Annotated in this window: 19 protein-coding genes and 1 tRNA gene; 11 read left to right on the forward strand and 9 right to left on the reverse strand. The window is 65.5% G+C overall.

The genetic code is table 11. The features are described from left to right. Positions 1–121: 121 nt before the first annotated feature. On the reverse strand, positions 122–547 hold the full coding sequence (locus tag AC1DDA_RS02305) for a PaaI family thioesterase (RefSeq protein ID WP_476794466.1): 426 nt from the start codon (positions 545–547) through the stop codon (positions 122–124). 128 nt (positions 548–675) lie between these two features. On the opposite strand from AC1DDA_RS02305, the gene AC1DDA_RS02310 reads away from it, so the two are divergent. Then, entirely contained in the window at positions 676–1,485 is an 810-nt protein-coding gene (locus AC1DDA_RS02310) for an enoyl-CoA hydratase (protein WP_476794467.1), read from the forward strand. Between the two features lie 41 nt (positions 1,486–1,526). Here the strand turns inward: AC1DDA_RS02310 and AC1DDA_RS02315 are convergent, their stop codons facing one another. After that, positions 1,527–1,955, reverse strand: a complete 429-nt coding sequence (locus AC1DDA_RS02315) for a hypothetical protein (protein ID WP_441511217.1) — start codon at positions 1,953–1,955, stop codon at positions 1,527–1,529. A 146-nt stretch (positions 1,956–2,101) separates the two neighbouring features. On the opposite strand from AC1DDA_RS02315, the gene AC1DDA_RS02320 reads away from it, so the two are divergent. The 3 genes from AC1DDA_RS02320 (at position 2,102) to AC1DDA_RS02330 (ending at position 5,308) form a co-directional block, all read left to right on the forward strand. Next, complete coding sequence (locus AC1DDA_RS02320) at positions 2,102–2,632, forward strand: CoA-binding protein (protein WP_476794468.1); 531 nt, start codon at positions 2,102–2,104, stop codon at positions 2,630–2,632. Positions 2,633–2,738: 106 nt separating this feature from the next. Then, positions 2,739–3,962 carry an FAD-dependent oxidoreductase gene (locus AC1DDA_RS02325; protein ID WP_476794469.1) on the forward strand — a complete coding sequence of 408 codons (1,224 nt, stop codon included), beginning with the start codon at positions 2,739–2,741 and terminating at the stop codon, positions 3,960–3,962. Positions 3,963–4,030: 68 nt separating this feature from the next. Then, a complete protein-coding gene (locus AC1DDA_RS02330) occupies positions 4,031–5,308 on the forward strand; it encodes an O-acetylhomoserine aminocarboxypropyltransferase (protein WP_476794470.1) in 1,278 nt (425 codons plus the stop codon). Between the two features lie 102 nt (positions 5,309–5,410). Here AC1DDA_RS02330 and AC1DDA_RS02335 read toward each other — a convergent pair whose 3' ends face one another. Then, positions 5,411–6,532, reverse strand: coding sequence for a COX15/CtaA family protein (locus AC1DDA_RS02335; protein ID WP_476794471.1), 1,122 nt, complete (start codon positions 6,530–6,532; stop codon positions 5,411–5,413). Positions 6,533–6,610: 78 nt separating this feature from the next. Between AC1DDA_RS02335 and AC1DDA_RS02340 the strand changes: the two genes are divergently transcribed. Then, positions 6,611–6,820, forward strand: coding sequence for a DUF2842 domain-containing protein (locus AC1DDA_RS02340; RefSeq protein WP_476794472.1), 210 nt, complete (start codon positions 6,611–6,613; stop codon positions 6,818–6,820). Positions 6,821–6,826: 6 nt separating this feature from the next. On the opposite strand, the gene AC1DDA_RS02345 is transcribed toward AC1DDA_RS02340, so the two are convergent. After that, positions 6,827–7,879 (reverse strand): polysaccharide deacetylase family protein, encoded by a 1,053-nt coding sequence (locus AC1DDA_RS02345; protein WP_476794473.1) that lies wholly within the window; start codon positions 7,877–7,879, stop codon positions 6,827–6,829. 130 nt (positions 7,880–8,009) lie between these two features. On the opposite strand from AC1DDA_RS02345, the gene AC1DDA_RS02350 reads away from it, so the two are divergent. Beyond that, a complete protein-coding gene (locus AC1DDA_RS02350) occupies positions 8,010–9,236 on the forward strand; it encodes a GNAT family N-acetyltransferase (RefSeq protein WP_476794474.1) in 1,227 nt (408 codons plus the stop codon). 15 nt (positions 9,237–9,251) lie between these two features. Here the strand turns inward: AC1DDA_RS02350 and AC1DDA_RS02355 are convergent, their stop codons facing one another. Beyond that, on the reverse strand, positions 9,252–11,417 hold the full coding sequence (locus tag AC1DDA_RS02355; RefSeq protein ID WP_476794475.1) for a GumC family protein: 2,166 nt from the start codon (positions 11,415–11,417) through the stop codon (positions 9,252–9,254). A gap of 180 nt (positions 11,418–11,597) precedes the next feature. Here AC1DDA_RS02355 and AC1DDA_RS02360 point away from each other — a divergent pair, with 180 nt between their 5' ends. Both AC1DDA_RS02360 and AC1DDA_RS02365 read left to right on the forward strand, forming a co-directional pair. Next, on the forward strand, positions 11,598–12,158 hold the full coding sequence (locus tag AC1DDA_RS02360; RefSeq protein WP_441511208.1) for a polysaccharide biosynthesis/export family protein: 561 nt from the start codon (positions 11,598–11,600) through the stop codon (positions 12,156–12,158). 19 nt (positions 12,159–12,177) lie between these two features. After that, on the forward strand, positions 12,178–13,353 hold the full coding sequence (locus AC1DDA_RS02365) for a glycosyltransferase (RefSeq protein WP_476794476.1): 1,176 nt from the start codon (positions 12,178–12,180) through the stop codon (positions 13,351–13,353). 99 nt (positions 13,354–13,452) lie between these two features. Here the strand turns inward: AC1DDA_RS02365 and AC1DDA_RS02370 are convergent, their stop codons facing one another. After that, positions 13,453–13,788, reverse strand: a complete 336-nt coding sequence (locus AC1DDA_RS02370; protein WP_476794477.1) for an SMR family transporter — start codon at positions 13,786–13,788, stop codon at positions 13,453–13,455. Continuing rightward, entirely contained in the window at positions 13,785–14,150 is a 366-nt protein-coding gene (locus AC1DDA_RS02375; protein ID WP_476794478.1) for a DMT family transporter, read from the reverse strand. Before AC1DDA_RS02375 ends, AC1DDA_RS02370 begins: the two co-directional genes overlap by 4 nt. Positions 14,151–14,677: 527 nt before the next feature. Between AC1DDA_RS02375 and AC1DDA_RS02380 the strand changes: the two genes are divergently transcribed. Then, on the forward strand, positions 14,678–16,231 hold the full coding sequence (locus tag AC1DDA_RS02380; protein ID WP_476794479.1) for an undecaprenyl-phosphate glucose phosphotransferase: 1,554 nt from the start codon (positions 14,678–14,680) through the stop codon (positions 16,229–16,231). Continuing rightward, positions 16,228–17,496: an O-antigen ligase family protein gene (locus tag AC1DDA_RS02385; RefSeq protein WP_476794480.1), complete on the forward strand. Its 1,269-nt coding sequence runs from the start codon at positions 16,228–16,230 to the stop codon at positions 17,494–17,496. Before AC1DDA_RS02380 ends, AC1DDA_RS02385 begins: the two co-directional genes overlap by 4 nt. A 52-nt stretch (positions 17,497–17,548) precedes the next feature. On the opposite strand, the gene AC1DDA_RS02390 is transcribed toward AC1DDA_RS02385, so the two are convergent. Continuing rightward, entirely contained in the window at positions 17,549–17,779 is a 231-nt protein-coding gene (locus AC1DDA_RS02390) for a hypothetical protein (protein ID WP_476794481.1), read from the reverse strand. Positions 17,780–17,896: 117 nt separating this feature from the next. Further along, entirely contained in the window at positions 17,897–18,070 is a 174-nt protein-coding gene (locus tag AC1DDA_RS02395) for a hypothetical protein (protein ID WP_441511201.1), read from the reverse strand. A 218-nt stretch (positions 18,071–18,288) separates the two neighbouring features. Here AC1DDA_RS02395 and AC1DDA_RS02400 point away from each other — a divergent pair. Continuing rightward, positions 18,289–18,366: transfer RNA gene (locus AC1DDA_RS02400), tRNA-Pro, on the forward strand. Positions 18,367–18,539 lie beyond the last annotated feature (173 nt).

An 18,539-nucleotide genomic window follows, 5' to 3' on the forward strand; every position in this document is an offset into this window, starting at 1 on the left:
GGCGTGGAGCCGGCTGTCAAGCCGCTTCTAAAGTGCAGATTTCCGAAAAACGCAATTTTCTCATAGCGATGAGAATAAAGGTATCCTGATACCGCATCATTCTTCCACGCAGGACCGGGGATCAGCGTGCAGGGATCGAATAGGTCCCCGTCGCGTGGCAGACCATCTCGGTCTCGCCCTGCGAATAGAGGCAGACCTCGCCGACGGCGAGCCGCTTGCCGAGCTTGAGCAGCTTCGCCTCCCCGATCAGGGCGGCCTTCCCGGGCTTGCGCAGGAAATTGAAGTTGAGGCTCGTCGTCACCGCGAGACCGACCGGGCCGATCTGGGCGAGGATCGCCGCGTAGAGCGCGAGATCGGCCAGCGCCATCATCGTCGGCCCCGAAATGGTCCCGCCCGGGCGCAGATGCTTCTCATGGTAGTCGCAGCGCATCCGGGCCGTCATCGGGCCGACCTCCTCGATGAAATAGGTGCGGCCGCCATGGTGGAGCTGCGGAAAGACCTCGTCGAGATAGCTCTCGATCTCGGCGGCGCTCATGCGGATCGTCATGCGAAAAACCGAAGGCTAAGGCGGAAGTTCTCCCCTTGCAGCATGGCCGGCTGCCCCCGACAATAGGCCTAAACGCGAAGGCGGCTCGCGCAAATAGGGCAGCGCAGGCGGCGCCGGGAAGGATCGTCATGAACGCGCATCACCAACCGGCCACCGCCATCCTCCTGCGGCGGGATGCCGAGGGTATCGCGACGCTGACGCTGAACCGCCCGCAGGCTCGCAATCCTCTGAGCGAAGCAATGCTGGCCGCGCTGAGCGAGGCTTTCACCGCGATCGCCGCCGACCGCTCGGTGCGCGTCGTCATCCTCGCCGCCGCCGGCCCCGTCTTCAGCGCCGGGCATGATCTGAAGGAAATGACCGCCCATCGCGCCGATGCAGATCGTGGGCGGGCCTATTTCACGGATATCCTCGGGCGCTGCTCAGGCGTGATGCAGCAGATCACCGCCCTGCCCCAGCCGGTGATCGCGGCCATCGAGGGCACGGCGACGGCCGCCGGTTGCCAGCTCGTAGCGAGCTGCGACCTCGCTGTCGCCGGCAGCGACGCCCGTTTCTGCACGCCGGGCGTCCATATCGGCCTGTTCTGCTCGACGCCGATGGTCGCGCTCTCGCGCAACCTTTCGGCCAAGCATGCGCTGGAGATGCTGCTGCTCGGCGAGATGGTGCCGGCAACGGAGGCGGCCCGGATGGGGCTCGTCAACCGCGTCGTGCCGGCCGGCGACGCATTGGCGGAGGCGCAACGGCTCGCCGGCATCATCACCTCGAAATCACCGGCAACGGTCAAGATCGGCAAGCGCGCCTTCTACGAGCAGCGCGAGATGGGGCTGAAGGCCGCATACGACCACGCTTCGGCGGTCATGGTCGAGAACATGCTCGCGCGCGACGCCGAGGAAGGGATCGGCGCGTTCATGGAAAAGCGCGCGCCGATCTGGGAATCATAGCAGGCCCGGCGCATCGACTGCCGGGCTTATCTGCAGCGCATTCAGACGATTTCCCGATAGTGGTGTTCCACGACCGGCGCAGGCGTGGCGGCCTCGCCCTCGCGCGCCGGCTCGGCCGGCAATTGCAGGACCGTGGCGCACTGCCCCTCCACCAGGCTCGTCACCATGACCAGGCGTCCATCCGGCAGCTCGAGTGCGTCGTGATGGACATAGGGCTTGTCGAGGTCGACCTGGCGGAACCGAGCGACCCGGGCGCGATATCTCCGGTTCGGCAGCAGCCCCATGCCACGATCACACTCGATATCGGCCGCGAAGGCCAGCTCCGTGCCGGGCATCACGCAGACCGCCACGTCCGGCCGGCCGACAGCGCAGAAGCCGCGGGTGCTCGCTTGCGGAAAGCGGGTCGAAACCAGTTCGTCGCCGACCTTGGCTGGAGTGGACATCACATTGTGCAGGCTATAGTCGCACATGGCAGGCCCTCCGTTTCTACTGACAAGTCGGGGGCCATCCCCGACGCGCCAGCAAAGCACCAAAGCATGGCGGGCCTATGTTGAGCGTACGTTGATATGCCGTTGGAGCGTTCTGGTACCCTTCACTTTTTTGCGAGTGCCCGCAATTGAGCCACGAATCCTACGACGACACCGTGATCCGTCGCATTCTGCGCGAAACGAAGCGGATCGCGCTTGTCGGCGCCTCCGCGAATGAGGCGCGCCCAAGCTGGATCGTGACGAAATACCTGCTCGACCGCGGTTACGACGTCGTTCCTGTCAATCCCGGCCTCGCCGGGCAGACCATCCTGGGCAGGACAGTCTACGCCTCGCTCAAGGAGGTTCCCGGCCCGATCGACATGGTCGAGATCTTTCGCAACTCGCAAGCCGCTGGGCCGATCACCGACGAGGCATTGGCGCTCGATCCCCTGCCCAAGGTGATCTGGATGCAGCTCTCGGTGCGCAACGACGAGGCCGCGGCCCGCGCCGAGGCGAAGGGCGTCACCGTCATCATGAACCGCTGCCCGAAGATCGAGTATGCTCGGCTGTCGGGCGAGATCGGCTGGCAGGGCATCAATTCGCGCATCCTCTCCGCCAAGAAGCCTGCGCTCGCAGGCAAGGGCTTCCAGAAGCTGACGATCAACCGGCCGGGGACATAAATCCGCGTCATTCTCGGGCTTGACCCGACCATCTCGGAGACCAGAGAGCTGGTCACGAGATTCTCGGGTCAAGCCCGAGAATGACGCGCAAGGGAGAGGCAGGACAATGCGCGAGCTTGCGACGACCTGCTGCATCGCCGGCGGCGGCCCGGCGGGGATGATGCTGGGCTTCCTGCTGGCGCGGGCCGGCGTCGATGTGACGGTGCTCGAAAAGCACGCCGATTTCCTGCGGGATTTTCGGGGCGACACCATCCATCCCTCGACGATGCAGCTGATGCAGGAGCTCGGCCTGCTCGACGATTTCCTCAAGCTGCCGCACACCGAGGAGCAAAGCATCGTCGCCCGCTTCGGCGATCAGGACGTGCCGATCGCGGATTTCAGCCATCTGCCGGTCGCGGCGCCCTATATCGCCTTCATGCCGCAATGGGACTTCCTCGATTTCCTCGCCGATCGCGGGCGCGAACTGCCGCACTTCCATCTGCTGATGCGGGCCAAGGCGACGGGGCTGATCCGCGAGGGCGGGCGCGTCACCGGCATCACCGCGCAGACAGAGGACGGCGAGACGACGATCACCGCCGATCTCGTCGTTGCGGCGGATGGCCGCCATTCGGATCTGCGGCAGGCCGGCGGCTTCTCGGTCCACGAGATCGGCGCGCCGATGGATGTGCTCTGGTTCCGCCTGTCCCGGCGCGCGAGCGATGCGGCGCAGACCTTCGGGCAAGTCGCGCGTGGACGCTTCGCCGTGATGCTGAACCGCGGCGACTACTGGCAATGCGCCTATGTCATCCCGAAAGGAGCGCTGGAGAAGCTCCGGGCTGCCGGGCTCGACGCCTTCAAGGCGAGCCTCGCCGAATTGCTGCCGATCCTGGCCGACCGTACCGGCGAGATCGCGAGCTGGGACGATCTCAAGCTGCTTTCGGTCGCGGTCGACCGACTGGCGCAATGGTGGCAGCCGGGGCTGCTCTGCATCGGCGATGCCGCGCATGCGATGTCGCCGATCGGCGGCGTCGGCGTGAACCTGGCGATCCAGGACGCGGTCGCAGCCGCCAACCGGCTTGCCGCGCCACTGCGCGAGAAGCGCGTCGCCGACAGCGATCTCGCCGCCGTGCAGGAACGCCGGGCCTTTCCGACAAAGGCGACGCAAGCCTTGCAGGTCGCGATCCAGAATCGCGTGATCACCCCGATCCTTGCCGGCAGCGGGCCGGTGCAGCCGCCCTTCCCGCTCAAGCTCCTCCGATGGTTCCCGCTGCTGCGCCGCATCCCGGCGCGGCTTGTCGGCATGGGCTTGCGGCCGGAGCATATCGGGCCGGAACTGGCGCCCCGCCCCTGAATTGACGCTGCCGGCAGCGTTCGTTAAATCGAACGAACGGTTTCGTCAAAAGTGTCAGGGAGAACGCCATGTCCGATCGCGCACCGGGTTTCAGCACACTCGCCATCCATGCCGGGGCGGCTCCCGATGCGGCGACAGGCGCGCGCGCCACGCCGATCTACCAGACGACCTCCTTCGTCTTCGACGACGTCGACCACGCAGCCTCGCTGTTCGGGCTGCAGGCCTTCGGCAATATCTATTCGCGCATCGGCAACCCGACCAATGCCGTACTCGAAGAGCGTGTCGCGGCGCTTGAAGGCGGCACGGCTGCTCTTGCGGTCGCCTCAGGCCACGCCGCCGAATTCCTGTGCTTCCACGCGCTGATGCAGCCCGGTGACGAGTTCGTCGCGGCCAAGAAGCTCTATGGCGGCTCGATCAACCAGTTCAACCACTCCTACAAGAACTTCGGCTGGAGCGTGATCTGGGCCGACTCCGACGATCTCGAGAGCTTTGCCGCCGCCATCACGCCCAAGACCAAAGCGATCTTCATCGAGTCGATCGCCAATCCCGGCGGCGTCGTGGTCGATATCGCCGGCATCGCGGCCATCGCCAAGAAGCACAACATCCCGCTGATCGTCGACAACACGATGGCGAGCCCCTATCTGATCCGCCCCTTCGAGCACGGTGCCGACATCGTCGTGCACTCCGCCACGAAATTCCTGGGCGGCCACGGCAATTCGGTCGGCGGCGTGATCGTCGATGGCGGCTCGTTCAACTGGGTCGGCGACGAGCGCTATCCGATGCTGTCCAAGCCGCGGCCGGAATATAACGGCATGGTGCTCGGCGAAACCTTCGGCAATTTCGCCTTTGCCATCGCCACCCGCGTGCTCGGGCTGCGCGACATGGGTCCGGCACTCTCGCCCTTCAACGCCTTCATGATCCTGACCGGCATCGAGACGCTGCCGCTGCGCATGCAGCGCCATTGCGAGAACGCGCTGACGGTCGCCAAGCATCTGTCGACCCATCCCGCCGTCGACTGGGTCAGCTATGCCAGCCTGCCGGGGAACAAGTATTACGAACTCGCCCAGCGCTATTCGCCCAAGGGCGGCGGCGCGGTCATGACCGTCGGTCTGAAGGGTGGCTACGATGCCGGCGTCAAGCTGGTCTCGGATCTGAAGCTGTTCTCGCATCTCGCCAATATCGGCGACACGCGCTCGCTGGTGATCCACCCGGCCTCGACCACGCACCGACAGCTCAGCGATGCACAGAAGACGGCGTCCGGCGCCGGCCCGGAGGTCGTCCGGCTCTCGATCGGGCTCGAGGATGTCGCCGATCTGATCGACGATCTGGATCAGGCGCTGGCCTGAGCTTCCGCGTCTTGGAGCGGAGCCACGCACCTCCCGAGACCTGCAGACCAAAAAGGCGCCGGCGACGGCGCCTTTCTGTTTATGCGACGGTCGGCGAAAATCTCAGCAGCGCGCCGCCTGCTCAGTGCGCGTGAGGTGCACCACGCCCATCGCCAGAACGGCGAAGCCGAGCGCCTGATGGGCGAGCCCGGCCCAAAGCGGTACGACCAGCAGCAACGTAACGATGCCGAGCGCCGATTGGGCCAGCACGAGCCCGGCGATGGCGGTCGCGCGCTTGGCGCTGCCCGATCCCGGCGCGGCGCGGCGCAGCCGCAGGACGTTCCAGAGCGCGACGGCAAAAAGAACGTAGGCGCCGATGCGGTGGTTGAACTGCACGAGCGCAACATTGTCGACGAAGTTCTCCCAGAACGGCGTCTGGGCGAAGAGCAGCGAGCCGGGCGGGACGAGCGTGCCGTCCATCAGCGGCCAGGTGTTGAAGGTGAAGCCCGCCTTGGAGCCGGCGACGAGGCCGCCGAGCGCAACCTGCACGAAGAGCAACAGCAGGAGCAGCCAGGCGGTCGCCCTGCCCCGCGCCGGTTCGACCCGCCGCAGCGGCGTCAGCGTCGTCGCGAAGGCAACGACCGAAGCAAAGAATAGGCCGGCGAAGGTGAGATGCAGCGTCAGCTTCACCGGAGCGACCGCGACCATGCCGGGCTGGAGGCCGGACGCGACCATGATCCAGCCGATCGCGCCCTGCAGGCCGAGCAACAGCCCCATGCCGAACAGCGTCGCGATCTGCCGCGCCGGCAGCAGGCGGCGCAGCGCCACGACGAGGAAACCGGCGAGATAGATCAGCCCGATCAAGCGGCCGAGCTGGCGATGGCCCCATTCCCACCAGTAGATGAACTGGAATTCGCCAAGGCTCATGCCGTTGTTGAGGATTTGGTACTGCGGGCTCGCCTGATACTTGGCGAACTCCTCGGCCCAGGCCCCGGCCGAGAGCGGCGGCAGCGCGCCGGTGATCGGCTTCCATTCGGTGATGGAGAGGCCCGAGCCCGTCAGCCGCGTCGCGCCGCCGACGACGACCATCAGGAAGACGAGGCCCGCCACCACCCCGAGCCAGCGGCGGATGCCGGCATGAGCGGCCTTGGCGTCGGCGCGGGTCTGGTCGAGGGCGAGGGTCACGGGCGGGCTTTCGGTCGCAGATGCTGGCTGGCGCTTCACAAGCGCTGATGGCGGTGACATAGACCCGTCGCGACAGCGCGACAACGCCTGCAATGCCGCAGGAGCGATGCAAGGCCCGAGCGAGCGGCGGAGAACCCGATGAGACAACGCAACCGCAAGCTGCTCGGAACGGTGCTGATCCTCGTCTTCGTCTGCGTCTACGCGCTGGTTGCGATGGCGCTGGCACAGGGCCGGATCACCGAGGCGCCGAAGCTCGTCCAGACGATCGCCTATGTCGTGCTCGGCCTCGCCTGGGTGCTGCCGCTGCTGCCACTGATCAAATGGATGGAGCGCAAGGACGAGGCCTGAGCCTCGTCAGGCGATATCAAGGCTGCGTCCCCGGTTCCGCAGCCAGAACGGCAGCCCTGACAACAGCGCCCGCAGCGCAGCCTCGTTCTGGTGGAGGCCGTTGAGCGAGACGCGCGGCAGGGCATGGAGATGGGCGGCGTGCTCGGCAAAAAGATGCCCCGGCCGCGTCGTGACAGCGCTTTCGAAGCCCGCCTCCCGCGCCAGCGCGAATTCGCGCGGCCCAGCCGAGCCGGGATTACCGACAGGATAGGCGAAATGGCGGATCGGCATTGCCAGTTCCGCCTCCAGCCGCGCCTTGCTCTCGGCGATCTCGCGGCGCGCGGCCTCGGCATCATGTTTGGCTAGCATCGGGTGCGTCAGGGTGTGGGCGCCGATGGTGATGCCCGGCGCGCCGGAGAGCGACCGTAGCGTCTCCCATGGCAGGCATTCGCGCTCGACCAGAGCCGTGGCATCGATGCCGGCCTGCGCGGCAAGCTCGGAAATCGCCGACAGGAGAATCGTCTCCGGCCCTTTGCGCAGACGCCAATAGAGCCTGTCGAAAGCACGATTCTTCTCGGCGTCGGTCTCGGTGCGGGCCGTGAAGGGGCCTTCAGGCAACGCGATGTCGAGCCGCGGCAAGATACGGATCGCCTCTTCCAACTCCAGCCACCAGAGCCGCGCCGTGCGATCGGCAAAGCCCGGTGTAACGAAGAGCGTCCACGGCGCGCCATGCTTCGCCAGCACCGGCCACGCGTGATCGACATTGTCGCGATAGCCGTCGTCGAAGGTCAGCGCGACGAAGAAACGGCCGCGCTTCGGCTGCTGCAGGCGCAGGACGGCCTCGTCGAGCGAAACGATGTCGTAGCCCTCGGCCCGGATGAGGCTGAGAGCCTCGTCGAGAAACTCGGGCGTGATCTCCAGCAACGCGTTGGGCGCGAAGCCACGCGCCAGCCGCGGACGGACATGGTGCAAGGTCAGGATCATCCCTGCGCCTTGCGCAAAGCTGCGGCCCCAGCGATCCGCGCCCGTCGCCGCCATCAGCTTGAATGCGGCCGCGATGGCCTTGTGACGTCCGTTCATCGCCATTCCGTGCAACCACCCGCTAACGCTGTTGCACAATGGCGCTGCCGGGCCGGGGGATCATGACCGATCCGTTCACAATGACGGGTTAAGGAGGATACGCCTCAATCCGCCGAGGGGCCGAGAAGCCATGCCTGCCATCGCCGCCGAAACATCGCACCCGCGAACCGATGCCGCTGCCAGCCATGCAGAGATGCGGCCCTGGGCATCGATCTCCGTGCAGAGCGACATCCGTTCGCTCGAGGGGGCCTGGCTTGAATTCGAGGCGCAGGCGCTGGTCACGCCCTATCAGGCCTATGGCTGGGTCCGTCCCTTCGTGGAAACGGTGGGCACCGCCGAAGGAATGACATTCCGCTACGTGTTGCTTCGCGACGCGCAGGGAGCGCTCTGCGCGCTGCTGCCGCTGGTCATCACCCGTCGCAACGGCATCCGCTTCGCCGAGTTCATCGGCGGCAAGCATGCGAACTACCATATGGGTCTCTATGCTCCTGCCTTCGCCGCCAGGCTCGATGCAGCGCTTGCGCAGCAGATGCTCGCCGAGATCGGCGCGGCGATCGGCGGTCTGGACGCGCTCGTCTTCGTCAATCAGCCGGCGCGATGGCAAGGCCAGGCCAATCCGCCTGCCCTTCTCGCCGCCGGCCCGAGCCCGAGCCGGGCCTACAAGCTCGCGCTGATCGCTGGCGACGGCGATGCCACGCTGAAGCGCTCAATGAGCAGCCATGCGCGCAAGAAGCTCAAGAACAAGCACAGCCGCTTCAGGGATTTCGGCCCTTCGACGATGATCCGTGCGGGAACGCCCGACGAGATCGAGCGCGTCCTCTCGGCGTTCCTAGAACAGAAGGCGGCGCGCTTCCGCGCGATGGGTGTGCGAGATCCGTTTGCCGAGCCGGCAGTGCGCGCATTCCTGTCGCGCGCGGCAGTCGGCACGGATGAGGCGGCGCCGAGGATCGAGCTCTACTCGCTCGATCTGGCGGGGAAAAGCGTCGCCACCTATGTCGGCGCCGCGCAAGGCGAGCGGTTCTCGGGGATGGCGACCTCGTTCGACATGGACAGCGAAACCATCCGGACCAGCCCGGGAGAATTGCTGCTGGCCGAGCTGATCCGGCAGAAATGCAATGATGGGTCGGCCGTCTTCGATCTCGGCGTGGGCGAAGCACGCTACAAGACCACCTTCTGCGACGACCATGACGACCTGGTCGACACCTTTCTGCCGCTCACCTTGAAGGGCCGGCTCTTCGCCGCGACGGCCCGGGCGAAGCGGGAGCTCAAGCGGCGGATCAAGGCCTCTCCCTTAGCGCTCAGGCTGGCGCAGCGAGCATCGGGCTGGCTGCACGGCAAGAAGCGCGACGAGGAATAAGCTCCGCCGAGGCGATCATGCCCCGGCCGACACCTCGGTGCGCGGCGACGAGACCGCGGGAACGCCGCCTTCGGCATCGAGGACAAGCGTGACCGGCGCCTCGGTGAGCTCGCTCAGGCGATAGGCCGCTTCGAGGGCGTGGCCATTGCCGAACTGGCCGCTCATCACCAGCCCGCCCTGGGCGCGGCGGGCGACGGGGCTCAGCATGGCGCCATCGTCGCTGGAAGCCGCGGCGACCAGCACCCAGTCATAGGTTTCGCAGAGCGCATCGAGTGCCACGTCGACGAGATCGGGCGCCGCCAGCACGGCGGCACGGCCGGCACGGCCGGGCCCGATGCTGTGCAGGCGCGAGCCGGGAGCGCGCATGATGATGTCGGAGAACAGCGCCTCGCCTGCAAGGAGCTCGGAGAAGCCGGGCTCGTCGTGCTCATCATCCGCCGCCAGGTCGATAAGAATGCAGCGGCAGCGCTGCGCCAGCAGCTTGGCGAGGTCACGCGCATTGGCAGCCCCCTCTCCGCCGCCATCGAGCACGAGCATCATCGGGGCCATGCCGCGCGGCGCCTCCTGCGTCCGCTCGGCGATCTCCGCGAGCACCCGCTCCGGCCGGTCGAGGTCGAGCCGCAACTGACCCAGGCGCCCGGCATGGGTCAGCAAGCCGGCAACCCGCTCGTGGCGAGGCTCTTGCGGCGCAGGCCTTGCCTGCTCCGCCTCGTCTTCGTTCGTGCCGGCTGCGACCCAGCGCGGCCGGCGCGGAGAGTCCGGCAGCGGCCGGCCCTGGCCGTCGAGCAACTCACGCGTGACGATCGTCGCCAGCGCGACCAGGAAGGTCGCGAGCGTGGCAACCAATATGACGGGAACCTTCTTCGGGAAGGACGGCTCGGTCGGCTCGACGGCGCGCGAGATGATGCGGGCATCCGCCGGCGTGGCATTCAGCGTATCCCGCGCCACCGCCTCGCGATAGCGCTGCATATATTGCTCGAGCTGATCGCGCAGGGTGCGTGCCTCGCGCTCCAATGCCCGCAGTTGCACCTCGCTGTCATTGGCGGACGACACATTCTTCTTCTGTCCGTCGAGCGCCGCCTGGAAGCTCTCGACGCGCTGGCCCGCGATCTTGGCTTCGTTCTCCAGGGTGCGCACGGTCCGCTCGGCTGCGGCGCGCAGCTGCCCTTCTAGGTCTTGAAGCTGGGCGTTGAGCTCCTTGATCCGCGGGTGCTCGGGCAGGAGACTGCGCGACTCAGCCGCGATCTGCGCGCGCAGATTGACCCGCTGCTCGATCAGGCGGCGGACGAGGTCATTGTTCGCGACATCGGGGATTTCGAAGGTTCGCCCCTGCTTGATCGCATCGCGGATCAGGCCGGCCTTGGCCTGCGCCTCGGTCTGCTGGCTGCGGGCGGCCGAAAGCTGGCTCGAAAGATCGGTGAGCTGCTGCGAGGTGATGGTCGTGTTGTTGGAGCCGACCAGAAGGCCGTTTTTGGAACGGAAATCCTCGACTTTCGCCTCGGCCTCGGCGACGCGCTTGCGCAGCGGCTCGATCGTGGTCGAAAGCCAGTTCGAGGCGCTGCGGGCATTCTCCTGCTTCGCCGCCTCCTGGAACTCAAGATAGGTCTCGGCGATGGTGTTCGCCGCCTTCGCCGCAAGGGCCGGGTCGACCGAGGTGAATTCGATCGCCACGATCCGTGAACGGCCGACGGGGAAGACCAGCAACCGGTCGTAATACTTTTCGAGGACGCGATCCTCCGGCGAGCGATCGGCTGGGTGCCCCCCCAACCCAATCATGACCGCCAGCTTGCGCACGCTGCTCAGCGCACCGACGCCGGAATCGAACTCGGGGTTCCCGACGAGACCGATGCGCTTGATCGCCTCGCGCGCCAGATCGCGCGACATGATGACCTGGACCTGGCTCTGCACCGCCTCGGCGTCGAATTGACCGGAGGTGTCCGGCAGCGACTGGCCCGGCAATGCGTAGAACGTGCCGCGGCTTTCCAGCAGCAGCCGCGCCTCGCCCGTATAGCGCGGCGTCACGACGTTGACCGCAAGGAACGACAGGCCGAGCGCCGCAACCGTCGGCCCAATGATCCAGAGCTTGCGCCGCTTGATCGCGGCCCACAACGCGGAGAGGTCGAGCATGTCGCCCCGGCCATCGCCGACGCTGCGCGCTTCAATCCCTGCCTGAGCGGTCATGACACACCTCTGAACGCAATACTCACGCATCCCGGACAGGGACGCGGGCGTCATTGAAGCCTCAGTAAGGTTATTGCCCGGTTAAGACGGCCTTCCGCCGCTTAACGCAGGCCGCCGGGAAGCCTTTTTTAACCATATGGCGCCTAAAGCTCGGGCGTATTCTGCACGGATAGCCTTGTGATGAGTCGACGCCTCGCCTCTCTCGCTTTGGCCGCCGCCATGCTGGCGGGCGCATGCGCGCCCCAATATGTGGCGTCGGACTATACACTTGCCGAGCCGGCGGGTCCCTACAGGCTCGCCAGCGGCGACAGGCTGCGCATTATCGTCTTCGGGCAGGACAATCTGTCGAACATCTATGCGGTCGACGGTTCGGGCCGGATTTCCATGCCGCTGATCAACACCGTCGAAGCGCAGGGCCGCACCACCCAGCAGCTCGCTCAGGCGATCGAGGCCAAGCTGCGTGGCGGCTATCTGCGCGAACCCAAGGTCTCGGTCGAGGTCGACACCTATCGCCCCTTCTTCGTGCTGGGCGAAGTCACCACCTCGGGCCAGTTCCCCTTCGTCAACGGCATGACCGTGCAGACCGCAGTTGCGATCGCTGGCGGCTTCACCCCGCGCGGACAGCGCTCCTCGGCAGAAGTCACCCGGCAGATCGACGGCCAGACCGTCACCGCGACCGTGCCGATCACGTACCCCGTCCAGCCCGGAGATACGATCGTCATCAAGGAACGCTGGTTCTGAAGCACAGCGGATTCCTGCCATGACGGACGCTGCCGGCACGCGCCCCTTACGAATTCTGCATGTCTTCCGCGCGCCCCTCGGCGGACTGTTCCGGCATGTCCTCGACGTGGCCCGCGGCCAGGTGGAGCGTGGGCACGCGGTCGGCATCTTCTGCGACTCGAACACCGGCGGCCCGAGAGCCGACGAAGTCTTCCGGGAGCTGTCAGGCCAGTTGGCACTTGGCGTGACGCGCGTGCCGATGTCTCGCTATCCGAGCGTGACCGACGCCAAGGCGCAGCTCTCAGCCGTCGCAGTGCGGCGCAGATTGGCCCCCGACATCGTGCACTGCCATGGCTCGAAAGGCGGCGTCTACGGCCGGTTCCCGGCGCTTCTCTCGCCGGGACGACGCTATGTCACCGCCTATACGCCGCATGGCGGCAGCTTCAATTATAACCCCGGCAGCCGCGAGCACGGGGTCTATATGGCGGTCGAACGCCTGCTCGAGGGCGCAACGGACATGTTCCTGTTCGAAAGCCGCTTCATCGCCGGGCGTTTCGAAGCGCATATCGGGCATAAGCCGCGGACCGGCCATCGCGTTGTCCTGAACGGGGTCTCGGATGCCGAATTCGAGCCGATCGATCATGCGCAGGCTGAGTTCGACCTGCTGTATCTCGGCGAACTGCGCTCGGCAAAAGGCGTCGACACACTGATCGACGCACTGCAGTTGCTGCGTCAGCGCGATGGGTTGAAGCCGCGGCTCCTGATCGTCGGTTCGGGGCCGGACGAGGCCGAACTGCGGCAGATGACGCATCAGCGCGGCATCGCCGATCAATGCGTGTTCGAACCTCCGGGCCCCATTCGCAAGGCGCTGGCGCAAGCGCATGTGATGGTGATCCCGTCGCGCGCCGAGTCCCTCCCCTACGTCATCCTCGAGGCGGCGGCCGCGGCGCAGCCGCTGATCTCGACAGATGTCGGCGGGATCGCCGAAATCTATGGAGAGCGGCACCGCAACCGGCTGATCAAGACCGACGATCCGCAAATCCTAGCCGGTGCGATTCGTACGATGCTCGAAACACCGGAATCGGAACGGCTGGCCCAGGCGGTCGATCTGGCCGCACATGTCCGCCAGAACTTCTGCATCCATACCATGGTCGACGGCGTCATCGCCGCCTATCGCGACGCCATAGATCGCCGCGCGTCCTATCGGACGCGGTAACGGCGAACTATCTATTTGTTATCGCATCGTATTTTCGAAAAGTGGATTCCACTTTTCGGTCCGATGCTATCGTCGCGCGCGGCATGACTTGAGGCGGCCTCAGACCAGCTTCAGCGCGGCGACGCCGCCAACGACCAGCACGATGCCGAGCCAGCCAACGGGCCGGATGCGCTGACCGAAGACTAGCGCACCGACGACCGCCGTGATCACAAGACCAGCGCCGCCCCAGACGGCATAGGCGACAGCCAGATCCATGCCCTTGATCGCCTGAGCGAGGGCAGCAAAGGCACCCATGACGAAGACGATGCCACCGGCGCCGGCCACGCGATGGCTCATGCCGTCCGACAGCTTCAGCAGATAGGTGCCGGCGATCTCGAAAGTGACCGCCAGCAGCAGCCAGAGGAAGGGGGCAGCCTGAATGAATGAGACATTCACACAAGCCTCCCCTCAGCGAGCGGCTCATCCTGCTTGCGGCCATGGCCGACGCCCTTCTCGATGAGCAGGATGCCGGCCAGAATCGCAGCAAGGCCGAGCGCGCGGCCAGCCGTGAGATGTTCCCCGAAGAGGAGATGGCCGATGACGGCGATGCCGACGATGCCCACCCCCTCCCAGACGGCGTAAGCCACCGCCATCGGGATGACGCGCAGGGCAATGCTGAGGAGGATGAAAGAAAAGCCGATCAGGACCAGCGGCAGGGCGCCGATGAGCCAGGGTGCGGAGACGGCCGACTTCAGCGCGGCCGTCGCGACGATCTCGACGGCAATGGCCGCGAGCAGAACCAACCAGTGAAAAGACATTTTGCACACGGGCGAAGCCGGCGCTGAACATCGCAGATGCGACGCAGGGACAGCCAAGCAATCGTTAGAGTTTTAAATCGACAGTTCCGAAAAGAAGCGATTGCGGAGGCTTTACCTCGACAATCGGCGCAAGGAGAAAAATAACGCTCCCGACGCCATGCCCCAAGCGGGCGATATATGCTTCTCAGACACTCATCGCAGAGGAATATGCCGGCGCCAATCGCGATTGTCAACTCTCGATAACTTGCAATAACAACGACTTACGAGAATCCGGCTGATTTTTACGTAGCTTTACCCCCGAGCAAGCCATTGGCCCGCCACGACAAAATCGGGTTTTCGCATTATGCTTTTTGAGGCCCCGTCGCACGAGGCATTTTGAGGTCAGGGACGCCTCCGTCTCGCCCGATCCCTTTCCGATCCTGCGAAAGAAGAAGCGGCCGGGTTAAGCGTTCCGTGAGCAATTTCGGATAGACCGCGACCGGGACCGCCGCGCCCGGCGCTGCGATCCGGCTTGAGGATTGGACGCTATGGGGACTTTCGATGTCCGCGATATGATGAAGGCGGACGCGGCCGCCTCGGCAACGCCGACGATGTTCGGCGGGGCGGAAGCGGGCCAGACGCGGCGCTTTCACCCCCTTGCCGAGCGCATCGCCGCCATCCCGGTCAAGCCGACATTATCACCCGTCATGATCGAAGGTGTCGCCCGGCTGGTCGACGCGTTCGCCGTGATCGCAACAGGGGCCCTGATCTACTGGCTCTACGTGGCGGGCAGGCACGAATATGCCCTCCCCTATCAAATCGCTATCCCGGCACTCGCCGTTTCAGCTCTCGGCACCTTCCAGGCGTTGCAGCTCTACCCGATCGGTGCGCTGCGCAACCTGATCGCCAGCGCCGTGCGTCTTCTCACCGGCTGGACGATGCTCTTCCTCGTCACAATGGCGGTCTTCTTCATCCTCAAGATCAGCGATCAGGTCTCGCGCGGCTGGTTGGTCGGCTTCTACTTCGCCGGCGCCGCCACCTTGTTGAGTGGCCGGATCGTCGTCATGCTCGGCGTGCGCCACCTGACCCGCAACGGCCGGCTGGAACGGCGCACCGCGATCGTCGGCGGCGGCGAGGCGGGCGAGGCGCTGATCCGCGCCCTGGAAAGCCAGAAGGATACGGGCCTGCGCATCTGCGGCGTCTTCGATGACCGCAACGACGAACGCTCGCCCGATCTTGTCGCCGGCTACCCCAAGCTCGGCACGATCGACGACCTCGTCGAGTTCGCGCGCCGCACCAAGCTCGATCTGGTGATCTTCACCCTGCCGATCTCGGCTGAGGCGCGGCTGCTGACCATGCTGCGCAAGCTTTGGGTGCTGCCGATCGACATCCGTCTGTCGGCGCATCTCTCCAAGCTGAGGCTGCGGCCGCGCTCCTACTCCTATTTCGGCACCGTGCCTGTGCTGGATGTCTTCGACCGGCCGATCGCCGACTGGGACATCGTCGTCAAATGGATATTCGACAAGGTCGTCGGCGTGCTTGCGCTGATCGCGCTTTCGCCGGTGATGCTGGCGACAGCCATCGCCATCAAGCTCGATTCCAAGGGACCGGTTTTCTTCCGCCAGAAGCGCTATGGCTTCAACAACGAGATGGTCGAGGTCTTCAAGTTCCGCTCGCTCTACCATGACAAAAGCGACTATGCGGCGGCCAAGCAGGTGACGCGAGGCGATCCGCGCGTGACCCGCGTCGGCCGCTTCATCCGAAAGACCTCGATCGACGAGCTGCCGCAGCTGCTGAATGTCGTCCTCAAGGGCAACCTGTCCCTGGTCGGGCCGCGCCCGCATGCCATCCACGCCTCGACCGCCAATCGCGCCTATGAGCAGGTCGTCGATGGCTATTTCGCCCGGCACAAGGTGAAGCCCGGCATCACCGGCTGGGCCCAGATCAATGGCTGGCGCGGCGAGACGGATACCGACGAGAAGATCCAGCGGCGCGTCGAGCACGATCTTTACTACATCGAGAACTGGTCTGTGCTGCTCGACCTCTACATCCTGTTCAAGACTCCGTTCTCGCTGCTGACCAAGAACGAGAACGCGTATTGAGCACCTTCGCCGAGCACCCGTCGCATGAGGCGCCGGGCCCCCGGCTCGCGATCTCATATGCGGCGATCCAGCGCGGGACGCTCTGGCTCCTCGGCGCCTCCAGCGGCTTCGCGCTGGTCGAGCCCTCGCCCTACGAACTCGTCTTCCTGCTGACGCTCTTCGTCTTCGCCCTCGCCGGCATCCGCTTCTCGCAGAAGCTGCTGCCGCTGGCCGTGCTGCTGCTCCTCTACAACATCGGTGGCATCTTCTCGCTCATTCCATGGATGGACGAGATCGATTCGGTCCGCTTCACCGCCGTCTCCGTCTATCTGATGATCACCGGCATCTTCTTTGCGGCGATCATGGCCGAGGATGCGACGAGCCGGCTGGAGACCCTTTGGGAGGGCTACCTCTTCGCTGCCTGGTATGCGGGCATCGCGGGCGTGCTGGGCTATTTCGACGTCGCCGGCCTGGGCAGCCTCTTCACGCTCTACGGACGCGCGTCCGGCACCTTCAAGGATGCGAATGTGCTGGGCCCCTACCTCGTCCTGCCGATCCTCTATGTCCTGCACCGCATCCTGACCGGCCGGGCCGGCCTCCTCCGCGGGCTCGCCTTGATCAGCGTACCGTTATTCGCGCTGTTTCTGACCTTCTCCCGCGGAGCCTGGGGCAATCTGGTCGCTTCCGCGCTGCTGATGATCGGGCTCGCATTCCTGACCGCCCCCAATGGCACGCAGCGCAGCCGCATCGCGCTGCTGACGCTTGTCGCCTTCATGGCCGCGGCAGCCGCACTTGCCGTCGCGCTCTCCTTCGAGAACATCCGCAACGTCTTCGAAACCCGTGCGAGCCTCGACCAGAGCTACGATCAGGGCGTGACCGGGCGTTTCGGCAACCAGTTTCGCTCGATCTCGCTTCTGCTCGAAGCACCGAACGGGTTCGGTCCCCTGCGCTTCCGCTGGCACTTCACGGAGGATCCCCACAACGTCTACATCAACGCCTTCGCTTCCTATGGGTGGCTCGGCGGCGTGGCGTGGCTCGGGCTGATGGCCGCGACCTGCTATGTCGGCTGGCGCCTCGTGTTTCAGCGCCGGCCGTGGCAGCAGCATGCGATCGTGCTGTGGCCGGTCTTGTTCGTGACGATCCTGCAGGGCCTTCAGATCGACACCGACCATTGGCGGCATCTCTATCTGATGATCGGCCTCGTCTGGGGGCTCGCGGCCTTGCCGAAGCCGGCCTCACCGGCGGAAGCCGCCGCGCGGTACGAATCCGGCCGCAATCAGCGATAACGTCGATAGTCCTGCGGGCGCCGGCATGGACCCAAGCTGCAAGGGCGGCAGCTCAAAACCCGGCTGCGCCGCATCCGATCGGGTCCGCCACGATGACGCGGCTCGTCTTGCGCGCCTGCTCCGCCCGCAGAGCCAGATCGACATGACGGCGATACTCTGCCCAGGTGCCTATCCTGTAGCCGCAATTGGCGCATGAAACGATGCTGGCATCGGTGAGAGCCTGGGGGATCGACACCCCCGGCGAGCCGCAATCCTCGCAATGGAACCAGTCCAGCCTCAACACGACCTCGCCTGCATTCACTTTCGCGCAGCGACAAGACGTCGCCGACGGTCGCATCAGAGGCGGCAGCGGATGACTGATTGCTGAACGGCCGCTTCGCCGGCAAGAGAATCGGGCCGCCTATTCGCGGGAGCGCGACGATCCCTCGCCTCCGCACGTAGCCTTGAGATGCTGGATGTTGTCGTTGGAGAAAACCAGACGGAGCTTCGGGCGCTCGGCCTCCTGAAGCCGGGATGCGTCCTTCCTGCTGGCGGCCGCGCGGCGAATCTGGGCACGCCGCACGATCAGCGACATTTGATGCCTGCGTTTCATGGATGTTCATTCCCGCGCCGCGCAATGATGATTGCAGCAGGGGGCTCGATCGGCACCCCCCATATGGGGGAGGCCGTCCAGATTTTTGCACTGCGAAACAAGGCTGGGTGCCGCCCGGGAATGGCCATTCTTCCAATGCGTGCAAGATTGCTGCGAAGCGCATTGCATCTGCCGCGGCCGGCCACTATAAGCCGAGCCGTCGGAGCGTAGCGCAGCCCGGTTAGCGCACTTGTCTGGGGGACAAGGGGTCGGAGGTTCGAATCCTCTCGCTCCGACCATATAAATCAAGCACTTAGGCTTACCCCAAAGCCAACGGCTAAAAAGATTTTAGCCGCACCGCAGCCAGCCCCCAACGAATCCCGCGAGCGCTTGCAACTGAAGCGCGGACGCTCGAAGGCGGTTACAAACCAACCTGGCGCAGTTTTCCCGCGCGCCACTGATTGAACCCTCC

The sequence above is a fragment of the Allobosea sp. 10N428 genome (genome assembly GCF_056394545.1).